Source organism: Winogradskyella vidalii (assembly GCF_013403955.1).
GTDB lineage: Bacteria > Bacteroidota > Bacteroidia > Flavobacteriales > Flavobacteriaceae > Winogradskyella > Winogradskyella vidalii.
This window is the reverse complement of sequence record NZ_JABFDG010000004.1, coordinates 244,595-264,585: the sequence shown is the minus strand read 5'-3', so window position 1 is coordinate 264,585 and position 19,991 is coordinate 244,595. Positions and strand designations below refer to the sequence as shown.

At 32.8% G+C, this 19,991-nt stretch carries 21 protein-coding genes; 4 read left to right on the top strand and 17 right to left on the bottom strand.

The features are described from left to right. Positions 1 to 27: 27 nt before the first annotated feature. The 11 genes from atpB to HM982_RS11560 all read right to left on the bottom strand — a co-directional run bounded on the left by atpB (position 28) and on the right by HM982_RS11560 (position 9,896). Positions 28 to 1,197, bottom strand: a complete 1,170-nt coding sequence (atpB, locus tag HM982_RS11610; protein WP_179353401.1) for a F0F1 ATP synthase subunit A — start codon at positions 1,195 to 1,197, stop codon at positions 28 to 30. Positions 1,198 to 1,287: 90 nt separating this feature from the next. Beyond that, positions 1,288 to 1,680, bottom strand: coding sequence for a DUF6168 family protein (locus tag HM982_RS11605; protein WP_179353400.1), 393 nt, complete (start codon positions 1,678 to 1,680; stop codon positions 1,288 to 1,290). Then, positions 1,673 to 1,924: an AtpZ/AtpI family protein gene (locus HM982_RS11600; RefSeq protein WP_179353399.1), complete on the bottom strand. Its 252-nt coding sequence runs from the start codon at positions 1,922 to 1,924 to the stop codon at positions 1,673 to 1,675. The genes HM982_RS11605 and HM982_RS11600 overlap by 8 nt, the downstream gene beginning before the upstream one ends. Next, complete coding sequence (locus tag HM982_RS11595; RefSeq protein WP_394354354.1) at positions 1,884 to 2,267, bottom strand: bactofilin family protein; 384 nt, start codon at positions 2,265 to 2,267, stop codon at positions 1,884 to 1,886. The genes HM982_RS11600 and HM982_RS11595 overlap by 41 nt, the downstream gene beginning before the upstream one ends. Positions 2,268 to 2,327: 60 nt before the next feature. Then, positions 2,328 to 4,916, bottom strand: coding sequence for a type IX secretion system periplasmic lipoprotein PorW/SprE (gene porW, locus HM982_RS11590; protein ID WP_179353397.1), 2,589 nt, complete (start codon positions 4,914 to 4,916; stop codon positions 2,328 to 2,330). 211 nt (positions 4,917 to 5,127) lie between these two features. Further along, positions 5,128 to 5,853 carry an ABC transporter ATP-binding protein gene (locus HM982_RS11585; protein WP_179353396.1) on the bottom strand — a complete coding sequence of 242 codons (726 nt, stop codon included), beginning with the start codon at positions 5,851 to 5,853 and terminating at the stop codon, positions 5,128 to 5,130. Between the two features lie 5 nt (positions 5,854 to 5,858). Further along, positions 5,859 to 7,331, bottom strand: coding sequence for a DUF5687 family protein (locus HM982_RS11580; RefSeq protein WP_179353395.1), 1,473 nt, complete (start codon positions 7,329 to 7,331; stop codon positions 5,859 to 5,861). Positions 7,332 to 7,381: 50 nt separating this feature from the next. Next, complete coding sequence (locus HM982_RS11575) at positions 7,382 to 8,071, bottom strand: hypothetical protein (RefSeq protein WP_179353394.1); 690 nt, start codon at positions 8,069 to 8,071, stop codon at positions 7,382 to 7,384. Beyond that, complete coding sequence (locus HM982_RS11570) at positions 8,072 to 8,794, bottom strand: hypothetical protein (RefSeq protein ID WP_179353393.1); 723 nt, start codon at positions 8,792 to 8,794, stop codon at positions 8,072 to 8,074. It lies immediately after the preceding gene. Between the two features lie 57 nt (positions 8,795 to 8,851). Next, on the bottom strand, positions 8,852 to 9,499 hold the full coding sequence (locus HM982_RS11565; RefSeq protein ID WP_179353391.1) for a hypothetical protein: 648 nt from the start codon (positions 9,497 to 9,499) through the stop codon (positions 8,852 to 8,854). 64 nt (positions 9,500 to 9,563) lie between these two features. After that, positions 9,564 to 9,896, bottom strand: coding sequence for a PadR family transcriptional regulator (locus HM982_RS11560; protein WP_179353389.1), 333 nt, complete (start codon positions 9,894 to 9,896; stop codon positions 9,564 to 9,566). A 129-nt stretch (positions 9,897 to 10,025) separates the two neighbouring features. Between HM982_RS11560 and HM982_RS11555 the strand changes: the two genes are divergently transcribed. Beyond that, on the top strand, positions 10,026 to 11,084 hold the full coding sequence (locus HM982_RS11555) for a ferredoxin--NADP reductase (RefSeq protein WP_179353388.1): 1,059 nt from the start codon (positions 10,026 to 10,028) through the stop codon (positions 11,082 to 11,084). 157 nt (positions 11,085 to 11,241) lie between these two features. On the opposite strand, the gene HM982_RS11550 is transcribed toward HM982_RS11555, so the two are convergent. Next, positions 11,242 to 12,258 (bottom strand): glycosyltransferase family 9 protein, encoded by a 1,017-nt coding sequence (locus tag HM982_RS11550; protein ID WP_246296754.1) that lies wholly within the window; start codon positions 12,256 to 12,258, stop codon positions 11,242 to 11,244. A gap of 133 nt (positions 12,259 to 12,391) precedes the next feature. Beyond that, positions 12,392 to 13,000 carry a DUF4254 domain-containing protein gene (locus HM982_RS11545; protein ID WP_179353386.1) on the bottom strand — a complete coding sequence of 203 codons (609 nt, stop codon included), beginning with the start codon at positions 12,998 to 13,000 and terminating at the stop codon, positions 12,392 to 12,394. 72 nt (positions 13,001 to 13,072) lie between these two features. Here HM982_RS11545 and upp point away from each other — a divergent pair, with 72 nt between their 5' ends. Continuing rightward, entirely contained in the window at positions 13,073 to 13,732 is a 660-nt protein-coding gene (gene upp / locus HM982_RS11540) for a uracil phosphoribosyltransferase (protein WP_179353385.1), read from the top strand. Here the strand turns inward: upp and HM982_RS11535 are convergent. Beyond that, positions 13,721 to 14,638: a DUF6427 family protein gene (locus HM982_RS11535; protein ID WP_179353383.1), complete on the bottom strand. Its 918-nt coding sequence runs from the start codon at positions 14,636 to 14,638 to the stop codon at positions 13,721 to 13,723. The two genes, upp and HM982_RS11535, sit on opposite strands and share 12 nt — an antisense overlap. 208 nt (positions 14,639 to 14,846) lie before the next feature. On the opposite strand from HM982_RS11535, the gene HM982_RS11530 reads away from it, so the two are divergent. Continuing rightward, entirely contained in the window at positions 14,847 to 15,074 is a 228-nt protein-coding gene (locus HM982_RS11530) for a DUF6341 family protein (protein ID WP_179353381.1), read from the top strand. A 25-nt stretch (positions 15,075 to 15,099) separates the two neighbouring features. Here HM982_RS11530 and purD read toward each other — a convergent pair whose 3' ends face one another. Next, the gene (purD, locus tag HM982_RS11525; RefSeq protein ID WP_179353379.1) at positions 15,100 to 16,371 is read right to left on the bottom strand and encodes a phosphoribosylamine--glycine ligase; all 1,272 of its coding nucleotides are present in this window, start codon (positions 16,369 to 16,371) and stop codon (positions 15,100 to 15,102) included. A 166-nt stretch (positions 16,372 to 16,537) separates the two neighbouring features. Here purD and HM982_RS11520 point away from each other — a divergent pair, with 166 nt between their 5' ends. Further along, positions 16,538 to 17,788 carry a phenylacetate--CoA ligase family protein gene (locus HM982_RS11520; protein WP_246296752.1) on the top strand — a complete coding sequence of 417 codons (1,251 nt, stop codon included), beginning with the start codon at positions 16,538 to 16,540 and terminating at the stop codon, positions 17,786 to 17,788. On the opposite strand, the gene HM982_RS11515 is transcribed toward HM982_RS11520, so the two are convergent. Together HM982_RS11515 and HM982_RS11510 are read right to left on the bottom strand one after the other, a co-directional pair. Continuing rightward, entirely contained in the window at positions 17,772 to 18,551 is a 780-nt protein-coding gene (locus tag HM982_RS11515; RefSeq protein WP_179353375.1) for a glycosyltransferase family 2 protein, read from the bottom strand. The genes HM982_RS11520 and HM982_RS11515 overlap by 17 nt on opposite strands. Before the next feature lie 23 nt (positions 18,552 to 18,574). Continuing rightward, the gene (locus HM982_RS11510; RefSeq protein ID WP_179353373.1) at positions 18,575 to 19,987 is read right to left on the bottom strand and encodes an exopolysaccharide biosynthesis polyprenyl glycosylphosphotransferase; all 1,413 of its coding nucleotides are present in this window, start codon (positions 19,985 to 19,987) and stop codon (positions 18,575 to 18,577) included. Between the last annotated feature and the right edge of the window lie 4 nt (positions 19,988 to 19,991).

The following is a 19,991-nucleotide window of genomic DNA, read 5'->3' as shown; positions in this document are numbered from 1 at the left end:
TATATAGTTAAATTAAAAAAACTCTTATTAAATGAAATCTCCCCTCACGTCTTCTACGTCAGCGGTTTCATGCTCAACATCATGCCCATGATCATGTTCTGCAACGGCCATACCAATAAATAAGGCAGAAAGCATTGTAAAAATATAAGCTTGTAAAAAGGCCACTAAAACCTCAATAAACATAATTAAAACAGATAATATAAAAGATAAGCCTGTTGCTCCTGCAACACCTAAGGTATCTTTCATAACAAACATTATAGCAATTAAAGCCATAATCACAGTGTGTCCTGCAGTAATGTTTGCAAATAGACGTACTAATAATGAAAAAGGCTTAATGATAAATGTACCAACCAACTCTATAACAGCTAAGATTGGTCTAATTAAAATAGGTACTCCTGGCATCCATAAAATGTGCATCCAGAAATCTTTGTTTCCACTAAATGCATAAATGATAAGTGTAAAAATAGCTAAACTTGCGGTTACTGCAATTTGACCCGTAACATTGAAGCCTAAAGGTGTTAAACCAACCATGTTTAAAAGCCAGATAAAAAAGAACACGGTTAATAAATAACCCGTAAATTTTCTGTAATGTTTTTCACCAATATTTGGTCTAGAGATCTCGTCTCTAACATAAAGCACTAATGGCTCTAATACACGACCAAAACCTGTAGGTATTTGTTTCTTTTTGTATTGTTTTGCTAATCTAACAAACCAGAAGAACATTAATAAACCAATCACTAAAATACCAACAACACTTTTAGTAATAGAAAAATCTAAAACGCGAGCGGCATTTGTAGCATGGTGTTCTTCATCAAAATCAACAGCTTCTGCTCCTGCTTCTAATTCATAAATTTTAGAATGTATCTTAGCAAATTTAGACCCATTTTTTTCAACAATTACATCACCATCATCATTATGATGAAACTCTGAAGACATAAATGTAACCAAGCCATTAGATGACCATAATATCACAGGAAGTGGAAATCCAAAATGTTTACGCTCTCCTTCATCGTTAGTGTAAGAGAAAAGTGCGAAGTCATGAGAGTCTTGAAGGTGATGAGAAATATAGGCGTCCACCTCTTCTCTAGTATCTATTTCTCCACCATCTTCATTAGAAGAATATGCATAAATAGTTGTTGACAAGAACACTAAGACTATAAGTGCGAAAAATTTAAAACTTTGCTGAAATATCTTCATTGTTAAAAAATCAAAAAAAATTACTCTTCTCAAATTCGGTGCAAAAGTACGTAATTAATTAAAATAACAATATGTTTTTATGCTTATTATTTAGTCCTCTACTTCCTTGATGATTTTAATAACAAAAAACACTTCTAAGGCTAGAAATAAAAAAAGTGGTATTAATAAATTTAAACGCTCATCGAAGGTTAAATTGTTGAGTTGAAAAATGGTTGATTTAAACATTAAAAAAAACAAGCCTCCTTTGATAAAAAGTGTTGGCAAATAAATAAATCCCAACTGCGTATGAAGGCTCTTAATTGTAGACAATAATTTTAAGTTTACACAAATTAACAGCGACGCTACAGCAAAAAACTTATTAACATCCCAAAGCTCGTATCGAAGCGATTTATTTAATAACTCAAGACCATATTCTTGAGTAAGCTGAACAACAAAAAATAATGCAATAAAAGCTATTGCGTATACGGCAAACGATTTAATCATCTTCTTTAGAAACTTTTGTAACCTGTGAAATCACCAAATAAATAGACATAAAGACAGCAAAAAGTGTTATTGTGGTTTCTAAGAAGTCTTTATGATACTTAGCATCTAACCATTGTCCCAGATAATTACCGAGAATGATGGTGCCTCCCATCTGAAAACCAACAGAAACAAACTGAATATATTTATTTGGGCCTTTGTTAAGATTAGGCTTTAACGGCGGCTTTTTCGGATTTACTTGACTCATTAGCTAATGATTTAACGGTACCTTTCATACTACACGTCGCATTGAAGGTAGCGCCCGGCTCTACAGCGAGTTTATTAATGTGCACTTCGCCTTCGATATGTGCTGTGGTTTTTAGAGATAATGTTCCAGACAGGATTAACTTTCCTGAAAACTTGCCTTCAAAGTCGGCATTTTCGCCTTGTAGTGTGCCTTTAATATAACCCGTTTTTCCAACCACTATTTTACCTGAAGTCTTTACATTACCTTCAATAGTTCCATCAATTCTAAATGGCCCTTGGCTGGCAATGTCACCCACAATTTTAGTCCCTTGAGCTATGATGTTTTGCTGAGTAGTTGTTTCCATAAATGAGTTTTTTGTTTTTTTATTGTCTGAAGAAAACATGATGATTTGGTTTTTTTATAATTACTTTATCTCTAAATAAGCATTTAAATTCTTGTGTCTTTGTATGATAGCATAGTTAGGTGATGAAATTGCAAAATAAGATCGTGTAATTTTAGGTTTTACCACCCGCCCCCTACTATCTCGCTCTTCTGATCTAAGCAATTCTGCAAATCCTCTTGCACCGTCTATACTTTTTAATCCATGAACCACAACAAAAGTTATGTTTTCATCGTAAACATCAGTCGAAGTACTGAGGTCAAAGTAATCTACCTTAGCGACTTCTTCGTCTAAAGTTTTAATAAAGGCCTCTATATCTTCACCTGAATTGTTTTCAAACTGAAAAATGACATTAAAATGTTGCGCTTCATCATCTGACAAAAATTCTTTTTTTGCTAATACAGGAATTGAATTTTCAATTATATCTTGCGCTTTTTTACCTTCTTCAGTATTGCCGTAGGTCAATGCAATATGGTTTACAGCTTCCTTGTAGGCTTCAAACCCATAGAGCCTTCCTTTTGCTGATGCCTTTAAAATTTCAAACTTAGCAACATAATCATCACCTTCTAATCGTTTTATTTGCACGTCAGCTCCTGTAATCACAGCGGCATAGTTTTCAGCTTCAAATTCTTTATACAGTTGGGTGTAGATTGCTTCTGGGCTGTTTTCGTCCTTAGACAATTCAGATTGTGGATTTAAAAGAATTTCAGCATAGCGCGACTCTGGGTATCCGTTAATAATAGCCATTTTCATTGTTTCGGCCTTTCGGTTTAAACCTAATTCTTCATAGATACGAAACAAATTGTATCTTGAAGGTAATATCAATCGGTCTTCTGGTTGAAATGCTAAAAGATCTTCTAGCTTGGTTTTAGCCAATTCTAACTCTTTAAATTTTTCTTTATAAATAATTCCCAATTGGTAATAAGCAAAATTACGTTCTTTAGTAATGCTATCTATTTCACTTGGTTTTGTAGGAAGCGATGCTAAATAAATTTCTGGATTAAAAAGTTCTTCTAATGCTGTTGCAGAATCTACTACACTATCTTTAATTGTATTATTTATAATCGTTTCACGATCCGTAGAATGTCTCCAATTATCTTGAAGTTTACGATCGCCCCAAAGTTTTAAAAACTCATTTTTACCATAAGCAACAGTTGTTGTATTGTAAAAATAAAAACTACTACTGTTTGGATTGCCACCACCAACATTTAAACTTTCATTTTTGGCTGATAAACTTTTAGACACACTAGAAGCCCTGTTATTAATTTGTTTTTGCGGATTGGTATTAGCCGCTAACATTGCTTGGTTTTTTTGACGTTCTAAAGTTTCTTTATGTTCTTTTTCAGCCTCCAAAGCCTTTAGACGCTGATCTTCAGCAAGCTTGGTGTAAATTGCTAATTGTTCGGCTTCTGGTAAGCTAATCATCCTAAGGATACTATCATTTGTTATCGCAATACCTTCGTAATAAATAACATCATCAAGATTTTCTCGCTTCTTTTTTATCACCCTGTACGGCTTTGAGTTTTCTACCATGACTGTCATCGTAGAATCATAGTACGCACCTGCAGTTTTATAAATATTATTGTCAAAATACATGTTACCCAAAGTTTCATAACTTAGAGACTTAAGGTAATTGTCTGAAGTTGTTTTTCTAAGGGATTTATTGTAGTACACTTCCGAAAGACTATCTGACATTTTATTACGGTGATACTCGGCTATTCGGAAATATATTTTATCTAAAAAAGGTCTGTTTTCTCTATTTTCTTCTAATTCTGCGAGGTATTCTTCAAATAAGAGTTCATCACCGGTTAAAGCATCAAAACTATTCGATTTTTCAAGGTGTGCATTGATATAGAAAGACCTCGGGATTTGACGATGCATATCTATAATAGCATCAAATTCTTGATTGGCACTATCCTTCTGTCCAAATTCATTATACAATTGCCCTTTTATAAAATGATAACGGGCTTTTTCTCTTTTAATTTTGGTGTTTTCTGCTGCAATAGTAAGCTGTGCAATGGCGCTATCTTTAGATTTTGTATTAATATAAGCCTGCGCCAATGCTGCAGTAGCATCCGCCAAATCTTGACCTTCTATAGGCTCTTCTCTAAGCAAGCGTTTTAGTTTTTCTATAGCACCAGCGTTGTTGTCTAAACGCATATTTGTTTTTTCGCGCCAGATTTTAACTTGATTAATTTTATCGCTTGTTGGGTATTTATTGAGTATGTTATTAAATGCTGCCATCGCAGGTACAAAACGCTGATCAAAATAACGCGCTTGCCCCAAAAGTAAATAGGCCTCATCTATTTGTGGATTTTTCTCCTTTCCGTCAAAACTCATTCCGTGTAATTGAATGGCTTTGATTGCTTTTTCTTCAGCACGTTCAAAATCGGCATTTTTAGTTTCCCCAGGAAGAAAAATATCTTCGGAAATAGCCATGCGTTCTACTGGTAAAAGTTCCCAGAAATTTTCAGTAAACTCATTGTTAACACCATCAATACCGCGTTGTAATGCAATGTTACCATTGTATAGCACATTATATTTTGTACCTAAAGCGTGAAATTTTCGGTTAATGAATTTGTCTTTTTTACGCGAGCAACTTTGAGTTAGCATTGCTACGCATGAAAGCAATAATATGATTTTGTAATAGGTTTTCAAACGTCGGTTCTATTTGGTTAATAGATAACTGAAAAACACCTTGTTTAGTGTGTTAGATGGTAAAAATAAGCATCTTTTTGAAATTGGGGCTGAAATTGGGGCTGAATTTAAAATTGTACGCACGGACAACTTGCGAGTTGTCCGTGCGAAACCATATTGATAATTTTTACTCTTCTTCCTCTTGAAGCACAACTGATTCACCTGAAAAATGTGCTTCTAATTCTCTTAATGTTGCAGGATTGGTTTCTAAATCTTTAACAACGGTTCCTTTTTCTAACACAACAATGCGTTCACAAACATCAGTGACATGCAATAAATCGTGACTAGATACTAATACAGTAACCCCCTTTTTTTGTGCTAAATCTTTAATAATTTCCTTTAATCTAATTTGTGTTGTTGGGTCTAAATTAGCAAAAGGTTCATCTAAAATTATAACTTCTGGATGACCAATTAAAGCGGCTACAATGCCTGCTTTTTTCTGGTTTCCTTTACTTAAATCTCTCAGGTATTTTTTCTGATTTAATATTTCACCATGAAAAAAATCTGTAAACTGCGCTAATAAAGCATCAACATCACTCTTATTTTGTCCTCTTAATTCGCCAATAAAATAAAAATATTCTTCAGCAGTTAAGTAACCAATTAAAAAGGTTTCATCTATAAATGCCGACGTAAAGGGTTTCCAATCTTCACTTTCATTCACTTGAATCCCATTACTTTTTATTGCGCCAGTTGTTGGCTGAATTAAATCGAGTAACAAACTAAAATAAGTAGTTTTACCAGCGCCATTATTTCCTACCAAACCAAAACTTTGTCCTTTAGGAATTTCGAGAGCATCAATACTTAAAACAGTCGTTTCGTTATAGGTTTTTGAAAGCTTATTTGTTGTAATCATAGTTTTTAGTTTTTTTGTTTGTATGCCGCTAGTGTTTTATACTTTTCAGCTTTATAAATTTTTTCAACGATTGCAAATACCTTGTTTTTAAATAGTAAACCTATTAAACCTGCAATAGCCACCAAGATAAATCCTAAAGCTTCACCATGTGCAAAATGGCCTATCGCGTAGATTGCTACTGGCAAGACCAACTTCGGTAATGTGAGCAATAATGTTTTTACATTAAAGGCTTTTTTGTCTCCAAAAGCTTTTTTATTCGTTGATAAATCTATGGGAGTTTTAATGTAAGCACCACCCCAAAGTACAATATGAGAATTAACCCCAATATTATAAATCGCACCAACTACAACAGCTGCATAAGCTTGCCATCCAAGGTATAAATAAAATGAGGCTAGCACTGTTGTAACGATAGTTGCTATAACCATGAGATACCATTTGGACTCTAAATACTCCTTATATCTAATGTTTTGACTCATCATTAAAGGATAATACGCACTATCCCAACTTGGTACAAACTGACCGAAGCTAAATAGGAAACCTCCCGACACAAAAATACCTGCAAAAACACGCCAAAACGGACCATCATATGCAGGAATTGCGCCTGTAAAAAATAACAAACCATAAAAGATGAATAGAAAACTCACTATTACTGTTGTTCTTGATCGCTTGTTTCGCTTTATAAGTTTAATGTCGTTTTTTAGAAACGTAGATACACTACCAAAACGATCTAAATAAGCCATATTATCGGTTTCACCAATCTCAACTTTTTTTGCTAAACCAGCGTCTAAATAGAAGTTTTTTCTGAAGTAACTAAATGCCATTTTATAAAGTACAACCATTAGAATTAGAGGTATAATGGCTAAATATGGCATATTATAAAAAGCTTCAAAAATAGGTGCTGTAAAAGTGGTGACATCAAAAATATTATAATACGTTAATCCTGCCGAAACCACTACAATAGCAACAATACCATAAAAGACGACATCTTTATTATTCACAAAAATATTAATGAAGTTATTGCTATAAATCAGTGCGAATATTGCAAAGTGCCAACCTAAAACAGGTAAAAAATCGTGCCCATTAAGCATTAGCACTACCGAAAATGGAATAAAGAAGAATGCATGTATAACATTGAAGAACGAAATGATGGTTTTATTAATTCCGAAGCCGACAACCTTGTCTTTTTTAAGCGGTAAATACAAGAAAGGCTTAATATTTACAATGGGCATTTTTTGAAGAAAATAACGCATCGCTAAATCCCCAAAAATGTAAAATATCATAATTTTATTAATGACAACTAAAGGATCCTTGTCGAGATACTCTTCAATGATATAATAAGCACCTGCTCCCAACATTAGCATATAAAGGATCATGATAAAGGCTCCAAATAGCATTAATATTTTTAGTGCTAGATTGACTTTAAAGGACGCTGAGCGTGTAAATGCTTTCCATTCTAGATTAATAAATTGTTTTAACATAGTCTGCAGGTTGGTTATTATTATAGTAAGTATATAAAAGTTGTGTTTTGTTACAAACTAAATTCTGGATAGGTTTCGTTGAGTAATTTTTCAGCTTTACTTGGAATCACTTCTAAACTGATATAGTTTATTAATGTTAAGGCGGTAAATGCTAAAGAAAAGAGAATTAAAAATAAGGTGGTAATTTCAAACTTTTCTGGAATCGTAAAGACATTGTATAATTGTGAAAAAAAGATTAATGATGCTCCACCTGCTTGCTTAAAAATTAGTTCTTCCAACAGCCATTTTTTATTAGAGATTTCTTTTCGTTTTCTAAATTGCCTATTTAACAGTGTACTTTTATAGATAGACCATGCTGAAATAATAACGTAAAAAACTATAGTAAAAATAGCGGTATATTTTGAAGAAAACGCCATATAAAACACCAAAAACAAAGCGATGGTTCCGATGAGTTGTGGGAGTTCAAACCATTTTTTAAGTTCATTCCACAAATACCCTCTATAGCGTTTATTCATGGCTTTTTGTCTTTGCTCTATAGCATCCATAAAACCAAAAATGCCAAATTTTTTAAAGGCTTTGTTTTTAGCGTCTTCAAAACTAATTTTTGGCTGGCTCTGCCATTGTGTTTCTATATCATTAGCTAAATGATCTACGAGTTCGGTTTGCAAATCGTAGTGCTCTACAAAATGTTGTCTTGTAAAAATGTAGAGGTCTTGTATTTGGGATTTGTTTAGTTTCATTTATAAAAACTTAAGGTTAAAAGTTTTCTTATTCTCTTTATATACGTTCTGATACACTTCAATAGTAGCTCTAATCATGGGATAAAATAAGCAGGTTACAATAACAAAGAAACCATGAGGCATATTTGCAACATTCTCATGACTATCCTTTAAGATATAAAATGAAAGATTATATAACGACCACACTGCCATCGCAGAACTTGTAGCCATAGCAAAATTTAATGATTTTCGAGTAGACTTATCTTTTAAAGCATAATACGCAGAATATATTGTAGGTAGAATTAACACCAACAAACCTATAGGAAAACATAACTCTGGTTTAAATTGATAGAGCATAATAAATAGTACAATAACCGTCAAATACTCTAACCAGAACTTAAAAATAGAAAACTTAACTATAAGGTGATTCCAAGTCATTTTTCGGTATTTCCTGCCCAATTCTTTCTGTTTATTTCTCGTAAACTTCTTAAACCCAATATTGCTTTGGTATAATCCGCACTCAAATATTTTGCTTTTAGGAACACCAAATTCTATAAACTGGTTTCCAAAACCTCTATGCACTTCGAGCAAAGCTTCATTAAAAGAAATGCCCTCTTTAGCTATTTTCTCTTCAACAGCAGATACAATATGATCCAACAATTCTAAGCGCACATCCCAATACTTCACCTCGTTTTTTATGAGGTAATTGTCTATAAATTGTATTTCTTCTTTGGTTAGGTTCATTTTCTAACAATACTTAGACCTGCAAGGTTTTAAAAACCAGCTAGGTCTCTTTCTATTTTAAGCAATATTTTTAAATCGTTTTTCGTAATTCATAAATAATTCGATGCTAATTACAACTAACAATATCTTTATAGTTAGAATAAAACTTACAAATCCTATAACCCAGAGTATCGTTCTTAAATCTTTAGTCTGATTACTAAAATTAAAAACTAAATTTGGTAACTGATAAAAGACTAAAAACGGAAAAGCCAATCGTTCTACAACCGAAAATCGTTTTAGATTCTTTACTTTATGATACACCACATAGGTTAATAAAAAGCCCGACAACCCAATTAATGGAACATAAGAAATGATTAATCTAAATGTTTCTATACCTACATTTAAATACACAACATAAAAAACAACATAAGCAATCAAAAACAATAATGGTGTCATTGGACTTAAAAGCGCTTTTAAGAATGCCTTCCAAATTTTCTTATCCGCAGATTTCAAAAACTGTTTGTTATCCTTTAAAAGTTGTCCTTTATTTTCCACCATATAAGTTTTAAACACGTCATAAAAACTTCTAGTGTCACCAGCCTCCATTCGGCTTTCTATATCCGAAGCGACATGGTCTACCATTTCCATTCTTATATCTGCAAAAACTACATCAGAATTTTCTAAATAGGTATTTATAAATTGTATGTCCTCTTCAGATAGCTTCATTTTGGTTAACTCCTCAAGACCCGATAGGTTTTAAAACCTGCAGGGTCAATATCTTTTTTTTACTTTATACTAATTTTGGATTCACTAAAGTTTGCATGGTTTTAATATACTCTGCTAATTCTTCTAGTTTATTTACGGTTTCTTTAGTTCCTGTTTCAGTAAGCTTATAATATTTACGCAGTCGGTTATCTACTTTTGCCACCTCAACATCTAACAACCCTTCGGCTTCTAACTTGTGTAAAGCTGGGTATAAAGCGCCTTCTGTGATTTTTAACTCCCCTTTTGTCAGTGCCTTTACCTTTTGGGTAATCTCGTAACCATACATTTTATCGTGCTCATTCAATAGCTTTAAAATGATGGTGGTTAAACTTCCTTTATATAATTTTGAATTGCTCATGGTATTACAAATATATGCATAATTTTCTTATGTATAAGAAACTTAGGTGTATAAAAAAGACCCTACAGGCCTCAAAAACCTACTAGGTCTGTTTAAGATTAGTTATCTTTGCCAAAAATTATTTTTTTAATGTCACAATTTCATACACTCTCTATAAAATCAATTGAAAAGGTAACAGAGAATTCAGTTGCCATAACTTTTGACATTCCTGAAAACCTAAAGGAGAAATTCAGCTTTAAAGCCGGACAATACATTACTTTAAAAACGACTATAAACGGAGAAGATATCCGAAGAGACTATTCTATCTGTGCGTCACAAGGTAGCGGAAATGTTACGGTTGCCGTTAAAGCTGTTGAAGGTGGAACATTTTCCATTTATGCTAATAATCAATTAAAAGCAGGTGAGACCTTAGACGTGGCCGAACCAAACGGTCGTTTTGTATTTGAAGCCAATGAAGCTAAAACCAGAACTGTAGCTGCTTTTGCCGCAGGAAGTGGTATTACGCCCGTATTAAGTATCGCTAAAACGCTGTTAGAAGAAGAGCCTTTTAGTAATTTCATCTTAGTGTACGGGAACAAAACCTTAGCTGATGCGATGTTTATTGACGACTTACTTCAGCTAAAAAAACAATATGACAACCGTTTCCATGCACATTTTATCTATAGCCAATCGCGCGAAACTGATGCGCTTTTTGGTCGAATTGAAAAAAGCACCGTTAACCTCATCGTTAAGAACAAATATAAAGACGTTACTATAGAACAATTTTTTCTTTGTGGACCAGAACAAATGATTCACGCTGTAAAAGACGTCTTATTAGAAAATGGTATTAAAGAAAAAGCCATTAAATTCGAATTGTTTACGCCACCTGTAGAAGAAAATACTGAAGACGCTGGAGACTTACCTACTGGACATACAAAAATGAAAGTTTTAGTGGATGAAGAAGAATTTGAATTTAACATGTCGCAAGAGCAATCTATTCTTGAGGCAGCTTTAAAACATGATATTGATGCACCTTACTCTTGTCAAGGTGGTATTTGTAGTAGTTGTATAGCACGACTCACGGAAGGTGAAGCCAAAATGCGGCAAAATAATATTTTAACCGATAGTGAAGTTGCCGAAGGTTTAATCTTAACCTGCCAAGCACATCCTACTTCAGCTTCGGTTGTTGTGGATTATGATGATGTTTAGAGAAAAGAGACTCAAATCTAGACCGCTTCGCTTTTAGAGTAAAAATGCTTTGTTTTTCTATTATCGTTTCAGTTAAAAAACAACTTAAGAGATAAGACTTTTTAAATTTAGACCTACTAGGTTTTGAAAACCTAGTAGGTCTTTTTATTTTCAGAACCTATATAATCGCTTTGATTTTTGAAACAATTATAGTTTCAGAAACACTTCCAGCGGCATTTTCATAACCTTCAGGAAATTTATTACCGTAAATTGAAGTTGGGATTAGAGGAAACTGTTCTCTATCCGCTGTTAGTGCAAAATCATTCGGTTGGTTGAAAGGTGCAAAACCAGCAAACGGATGTGTAACTCCCCAAATGGTAATTACTTTTTTGCCCAACATGGCTGCCAAGTGTGCATTACCAGAATCCATAGCTAACATAACATCTAAATTGGAAATCAATGCTAGTTCCTCTTCAAAAGTTATTTTTCCTGCTACGGATTTGACGTTGTCAAAACCTTGTTCAATCTGGTTTAAAATCGTTATTTCTTTTGCACCTCCTCCAAATAAAATAACATTGTGATTTTTGGAAACATCAGCAATTACAGATTTCATTTTTTCAATAGGATACATTTTACTTTCATGTGCAGCAAAAGGGGCAATTCCTATAGTTTTTAGGGCTTTATTGGAGATAAACGCACTTAAGTTATCCGATAGTTCTTTGGGTGCTGAAAAGCTTGGCTGCGTTAAATCGACAGAAAAACCCAAGGCTTCAAAAACGTCTGCATAACGTTGGTGTGTGGTTTTTAATTGTTGAAATGTTTGCCCAGAAGTCAATGCTTTTTTTTCCGCTCTACCTTTATCTAATTGCACGACTCTTTTCCCGAAAAAAAAGAACTTTAGAATTTTGCTACGCAATACATTATGCAAATCTGCAACAGCATCAAACTTTAAGGCTTTTAATTCTTTAGAGAGTTTATAAAGTCCTAACACGCCTTTGTGTTTCCCTTTTAAATCGGCTTCATAAACAGTAACATTATCTAAGTCTTGAAAAAAAGGCTTAAAAAAGGCTCTAGTAACAACCGTAATTTTTAATTCAGGATACTGCGACGTAAGTGCACGTAACACAGGCACAGTCATTGCCACATCTCCCATAGCGGAAAACCTAAGGACTAATATGTGTTTTAGTTTTGGCATTTTAATTTAGACCTGCTCGGTCTCAGACATCATTTTGGCATGTCATATTGAGCGCAGTTAAGATGTCTATAATTGAGATTCTTTACTTTGTTAAGAATGACAACATAGAGATTCCTGCCTTCGTAGGAATTTATTACTTCTGTCCTCTTAAAACAGGATTAAGCTCATCGTCGTTATACATTTTCATTTGCTTGTAAACTTTCATGTACTTATCACCATTGGAGATGTCGTTAAGCAAATCATCTATAGCTGTACTTAAATCTACACGTTGCTCTAATAACACGTTTAATTTGGTTTCACAAGCCGCTTTATGAGCCTCAGAAGCATCTTCTCTTACAGTTTCAAGATGCATATGGTAGATTTTTAATGCTAAAATTGACAAACGATCAATCGCCCAAGCAGGACTTTCAGAATTAATTTTGGCATCTGATTTTATTGAAACGTCTTTGTATTTATCTAAAAAATAACTGTCAATATATTCAACCGTATCTGTTCGGTCTTGGTTAGAAGCATCAATCTTTCGTTTTAGCTTTAAAGCCGCAACAGGATCAATGTTGGGATCTCTTATGATATCTTCGTAAGCCCACTGAACCGTGTCTATCCAAGATTTTCTGTACAATAAATGCGCGATTAAATCTTCGTCTTTATCATACTTATTTGTAAAAGGTTGATCTACGGTATTTAAAACTTTATAAGTTTTTATAACGTCCTGAAAAATGGCGTTTGCTTTTTGTGAAAACATAATGAAATCGATTTAATGTTTACAAATATACTTGGAATTATTAACTTTAACGATTGAATCAAATTCCTTTATATGCAAATTCACAACCTTTCTGAGACGCCTTCAATTTTAAATACATTTATGGCCGAATTACGAGACAAAAACGTGCAAAAAGACAGTATGCGCTTTAGGCGAAACATCGAACGTATTGGTGAAATTATGGGTTACGAATTAAGTAAATCTCTCGAGTTTGAAAAACATAGCATTGAAACCCCTTTGGGTAATTCTGATACCGTTTTACATAAAAAAGATATTGTTTTGTGTTCTATTTTAAGAGCAGGCGTACCGCTTCATAATGGTCTATTAAACTATTTTGATGCTGCAGAAAACGCTTTTATTTCGGCTTACAGACAACATAAGCACAATCCGGAAAGTTTTGAAATTGTGGTTGAATATTTAGCCTGCCCAAGTTTAGAAGGTAAAACTCTAATTCTAGCAGATCCGATGTTGGCTACAGGGCAATCTATGGTTTCTACGTTTGAAGCTTTAAAGCCATTTGGAACCCCTAAAGAAATTCATTTAGCAAGTGTCATTGGTGCACAACCCGGTATTGATTATGTCTCTAAAGCATTTGATTCTGATGTTCATCTTTGGATAGCAACAATTGACAATGAATTAAACGACAAAGGGTATATTGTTCCTGGACTTGGTGATGCTGGTGATTTAGCCTTTGGCAATAAATTACAGCAATAAACTAATAATTGGTGTTAGTATTAAAAGCACCACAAATACTTCTTTAAACCAACGTTCTGAAATCATTTCCATATAATTCGCCATGATTATAGAAAATGGCGCCAATAAAAACAGGTACTCACTTTGATTTTTTACAGGTGCTATTACCGCTATTAAAACAGCAATAATAGAAGCCCAAGCTATTATAAAATAAGAAGGTTTTAGCTTTTTGTTCTTATCAGGAATGAGCCTAAAATAATAAACAAACGTCCATATAAATAAACTAAACAGGACTGTAAATTTTAAAATACTCCCCTTACTATTATAAGCTGTAAAATCTAAATTTGCATAGCGCTCAAAATCCGATGGTGTAAAGTACACATCATGCAATATGATATTATACATTAACAGTAATATTATTGCGGTAGCAACACCTGCAAAAGGAATGATAATATTTTTAAAGTCATTTTGAGAATAGTAGATTAAAGCCACAATAACTAAAGCAAAAAACAGTATAGACCAAAAATAGAATAGGGCCGCTAGAGTAATCCAAAAGGCCGCATCAAACAATTTCTTTTTAATATGTAGCTTTGTGTGTAAACTTATTAATCGCCTAAAAGAAAAAAGTATAAATAGATTCGCCAACAATAAATCAATGTGCAACATAACTTCGGGAAACATGCCCAATAATAACCCGAAAGCCATTATAGCGTAACTATTTCTTTGCGTCAAGCTATTTTTTGAAACTATGAAATCTAATAAAAAGACTAAAAACAAAGTAATTGTCCATTTAAAAAGCGTTGCTAAAGTGGTATTAAGGTCTAAAAAAAGTAATGTAGAATTACTAATTACAAAAAGTAAGGAAATATAAACCACAACAATTATGAAGTTTATAGGCTTAGATTTACTAAAAATACTTGTAATCATAAATAGACGTTGCGTAAAATTTTATTTTATTAGAAATCAAAAACAACCTTAAATACTAAATTTAAGCTATGCTATTGCAGATGGCACTAGGGTTTAATTAGGTATAAAAATTCTAACTACCATTTATATCAGTTTCATTTCTTTTTGTATTTTTGCTGCTCGATTCCAATTCTAAATCAAATTAGAGTTGTTGTAAATTTATAAAGTTATGAAGGATTTCTTCGAAGGAATAGCGGATTTATTTGTAAATGTATTACTTGCACCATTTGATGCACTTAAAGCATTAGAATTAGAAAATTGGTTTGCTGCTAATATGTTTTCATGGTTGTTTATGTTTATTGGTGTTGTAGCCTTTGTATATTGGATGCTACAACTTAAAAAATTCAATGAGAACAATGAAGAAGACAAAAGTATTTCTTCACATTCTTATCTTTAATTTTCTGTAAATTTTTGATTTATAATTATAAATCAAATCCAATATCCTTACGATAATACATCTTATCAAAATGTAGTTTTTCTATACTTTGGTAAGATTTTTTTATGGCTTCTTGGTACGAGTTGCCATAAGACGTAACTGCTATAACACGACCTCCAGAAGTCACTACTTTACCGTCTTCTGCTTTTGCACCTGCATGAAACACAATAGAGTCGGTAATATTGTCTACACCTGTAATCTCTTTGCCTTTTTCATAAGCTTCAGGATAACCACCAGATACTAACATTACTGTGGTTGCAGCACGTTCATCAATATCTATAGCAACTTTAGATAAGGTTTGGTTCGCCATAGCTTCAAAAATGTCAACCAAATCGGTTTTTAATCTTGGTAACACCACTTCCGTTTCTGGATCTCCCATTCTAACATTGTATTCAATTACTTTTGGGTCATCGCCTACTTTGATTAAACCGATAAAAACAAAACCAACATAAGGTAAATTATCTTTCTTTAGACCTTCAATTGTAGGTTTTACAACTTGATTTTCAATTTTATCTAAAAATTCTTTTGTAGCAAATGGCACAGGAGAAACGGCACCCATACCACCAGTATTTAGTCCTGTATCACCTTCGCCGATACGTTTGTAATCTTTAGCCGTTGGTAAAATTTTGTAATCTTTTCCGTCAGTTAAAACAAAACAACTCAATTCAATACCGTCTAAAAATTCTTCAATGACTACTTTGGTACTGGCATCACCAAATTTAGCATCTACAAGCATACTTTTTAGCTCGTCTTTAGCCTCTTGTAAATCATTTAGAATTAAAACGCCTTTACCTGCCGCTAAGCCATCAGCTTTTAAAACATATGGAGGCTTTAAGGTTTCTAAAAATTTGTAACCATCTTCTACATTAGCCTTCGTAAAACTCTCATAAGCTGCTGTTGGAATGTTATGACGCATCATAAATTCTTTGGCAAACTCTTTACTCCCTTCAAGCTCTGCTGCGGCTTGTTGTGGTCCGATAACGGCTACTTTTTTTAAGGCTTCATCCTCTAAAAAGAAATCGTGAATACCTTGTACTAAGGGATCTTCGGGACCAACGACTACCAAATCAATTTTATGTTCTAAAACTGAAGCTTTTATGGCTTCAAAATCGGTAACACCAATATTTAGGTTGGTCGCAATAGCTGCTGTGCCTGAGTTTCCTGGAGCAACAAAGAGTGCTTTACAGCGATCGCTTTGTGATAGTTTCCATGCAAATGTGTGTTCTCTTCCGCCAGAGCCAAGTACTAAAATATTCATGTCTAAAAATTGTTTCAACAAAAATAATTGGTTTTAAGTTTAAAAAGCAATTATTTTACAAAAGAACTCTATAGAATAGTGAGTTCATAACTATAAAGGCAATTTCACCTTGCGAATATTCGATTTATCTTTAAAATTAAATGGCTTCGACATAAATAAAGCTAAAATGGCTTTAGCTGAAATTCAGGCTAAAACTGATGCTGATTTTGAAGTTTATATTGAAACGCAAAAGAAGCGTATACTTACTTATCATTTAGAAAACAATCCGTTTTATAAAACCTTTGGAAACACTATTGATTTAAAGGACTGGAATTCGGTTCCGATTATTACTAAGAAGCATTTACAACAACCTTTAGAGCAACGATTAAGTGATGGTTTTACAACAAAAAATGTTTATTTAAATAAAACTTCGGGCAGTTCTGGTGACCCTTTTATTTTTGCAAAAGACAAATGGTGCCACGCATTAACTTGGGCAGAAATCATGGATCGATTTGGTTGGTATGGCATTGATTTTAATAGCTCTAAACAAGCGCGTTTTTATGGTATTCCTCTCGATAAAAAAGGCTATTACAAAGAACGTGTAAAAGATTATTTTGGTAACCGATTTCGGTTTTCGGTATTTGACTTAAGTGATGAGGCGTTTGATAAAATCTTGTCTAAATTTAAAAAGACTGATTTCGATTATATTAATGGCTACACGAGCTCCATTGTTCAGTTTGCGAAGTATTTGAAGCGCAAGAACATTAAACTAAATTCTGTTTGTTCGACTTTAAAAGCTTGTATTGTGACTTCAGAAATGCTGTTTGATGATGATAAAATATTGCTGGAAACCCAGTTAGGACTCCCTGTAATAAACGAATATGGTGCTTCGGAATTAGATTTGATTGCTTTTCAGAACCCCAAAGACGAATGGCAAGTGAATAGTGAAACCTTGTATGTTGAAATTTTAGATGAAAATGATGCGGTTTTGCCTTATGGTGAAGAAGGTCGGGTTGTTATCACCTCGTTATACAACAAAGCACATCCTTTTATTAGATATGATTTGGGTGACATTGGTGTTTTATCTGAAATTAGTACGGTTAAAAAGCCGATTCTAAAAAAACTAATCGGTAGAACTAACGATATTGTAGTTTTACCGAGTGGTAAAAAAGCAGCCGGATTAACCTTTTATTACATCACTAAAAGTGTGATTGAAAACGATGGTAATGTTTCGGAATTTGTGGTGGAACAATCTCGTTTAGACACTTTCAAAATTAGTTATGTGAGTAAAAATGAACTTTCTGAGGATGAAAAAACAAGTATAAAAAATGAAGTGATTCGCTATCTAGAACCCCATATTACAATTAATTTTGAGCGTGTTGAAAGGCTTAAACGTTCAAAATCTGGAAAATTAAAACAATTTATTTCGAAATTATAGGTGCTATTAAACGCTTTTTTATAAATAAGTGTTCAAACAAGAACTGAATTAAGTATGCTAAAGATTTTATTAAAGAAAACTCAAGACCTTTTCGGTACACATTAAAATTATGTTTTATTAAACTGGTTTTGTTTGATGATAATGAACCTTCTGTAATTCTGTAATAAGCAATAGTTTCCTGTATACCAACCGCTGGCTTATCACTTCTATTTAAGACTTCCAACCATAACAGCCAATCTTGTCGTTTTTTTAAATTCTTAGTGTATACTTTCCCTAACTTTCCGCAATTATAAATTCCAGTTAAATTACCTATATAATTTGCTTTTAGCAATCTATTGTAGCTAAGCGATTTTAAAGCATTAACTTTTATATTTAGAGAATCTCCTTTGGAATCTATCCATTCATAACTTCCAAAACTAAGGTCTGTAACATTTTTAACAAGATTGTTAATTTGTAACTCTAACTTATTTTCTTTCCAAAGGTCATCAGCATCTAAAAAGGCAATATAATTTCCTTTAGCCATTTTGGTTCCTAAATTTCTCGCTTTTGCTACACCTTTATTTGTTTTATGTACAAATAGCTTAACTCTTGAATTAACTTCAATAAATGGCTTTACAACACCCACTGTACCATCTGAAGAAGCGTCATCAATAAGAAGTAATTCCCAATTAATATATGTTTGATTAAGGACACTATTAATCGTATTTTTTATAACATCCGCATTGTTATAAATTGGAGTAACAATGGAAACTAGTGGTTGCATATGTTTTTTTATCGTCTGTTTTTTTAATAAGCTTTGTCGTCACCTTTAATAACGTTAATCACAGTCTGACCAATGATTTTTAAATCTAATAAAAGCGACCAATTTTCGATATAGAAATTATCGTATTTAACTCTATTTATAATATCCTCATCACGTTTAATTTCTCCTCTACAGCCTTTAATTTGTGCTAAGCCTGTAATACCAGGTTTTACTTTATGTCTAAAAATAAAATTATACTTATTAATTTTTTTAGAATAGTCTTCAGTATATGAAATCATATGAGGTCTTGGTCCAACGACAGACATATCTCCTTTTAGGACATTAAAAAACTGAGGTAATTCGTCTATACTTGTTCTTCTAATAAATCTTCCAATAACAGTGAGACGGTTATCATTTTCCTTTACATAAGTACCCTTTTGCTCTTTAGTTACCGTTAAAGATCGGTATTTATAACAGTTAAATTCATTATAATTAATTCCTGTTCTTTTATGTTTATAAAACAAAGGCCCTTTGGACTCTAATTTAATCAAAATAAATAAAATAACAGATAACCAGGATAAGACAAAAATGATAATTAGTAGTGAAAAAACAATATCGAATAGTCGCTTTAAAAGTTTATTAACTTCCTTATTCAATGCCACTTCTTGAATCGATAAAACGGGAATATAGTTGTAATAATCTGTTTTGTAACGCTTAGTAATTAGCTTTTTAGTATTAGGAATAAACTTAATATTACAGTGATTCACGTTGGCATACCTGACATATTCGTTAAGTTCTTTTTCTGATAAATCGGAAATTGAGCAGTAAATCTCATCTATATTATCATTATTATGTTCTAGGTAAGCAAAGCTATCTTCAATAGAACCTAAACTATTTTCATCTTCTGCATTATTAAATACAGCTGTAATATTATAGCCTAATTCTTTCTTTTCTAAAAATATCTTTTTTAATGCGTTAACACTCTCTCCACCACCTATTACGATGATGTTTCTAAAGTTTCCTTTAAGGTAAACTCTAATGGATTTTAAAATATAATAACTTAATAGCTTCACAAAACTAATGGCTATAAAACTATAAGCTAAGTAAGCCAAAGTTATGAAAACGTCTATGTTTATGCTTCTAAAAAAACCTTCAAAAGCATAGACCATAAAACTATAAACAAAGAATTGTTTTAGGATTAGAGATAATACGTCTAATAAGGAGGTGTATCTATAAACTTTGTAAAAGTTGAGTAAGTGTGTAGATAAAAGCCAAAATACGGTAGAGTAAATTAGGTATAATATATTTTTATTATTGAGCAGTTCATAGGAGAAAAAGTATAATTCTTCGCTATTAAAATTTAACAACTTATAGGCAAGAAGGTTGATGATAAAGAGATCATATATAATCAATAAAGGCCTTAGAACCCATGAATATCTTCCTCGTACAAATTCCATACTT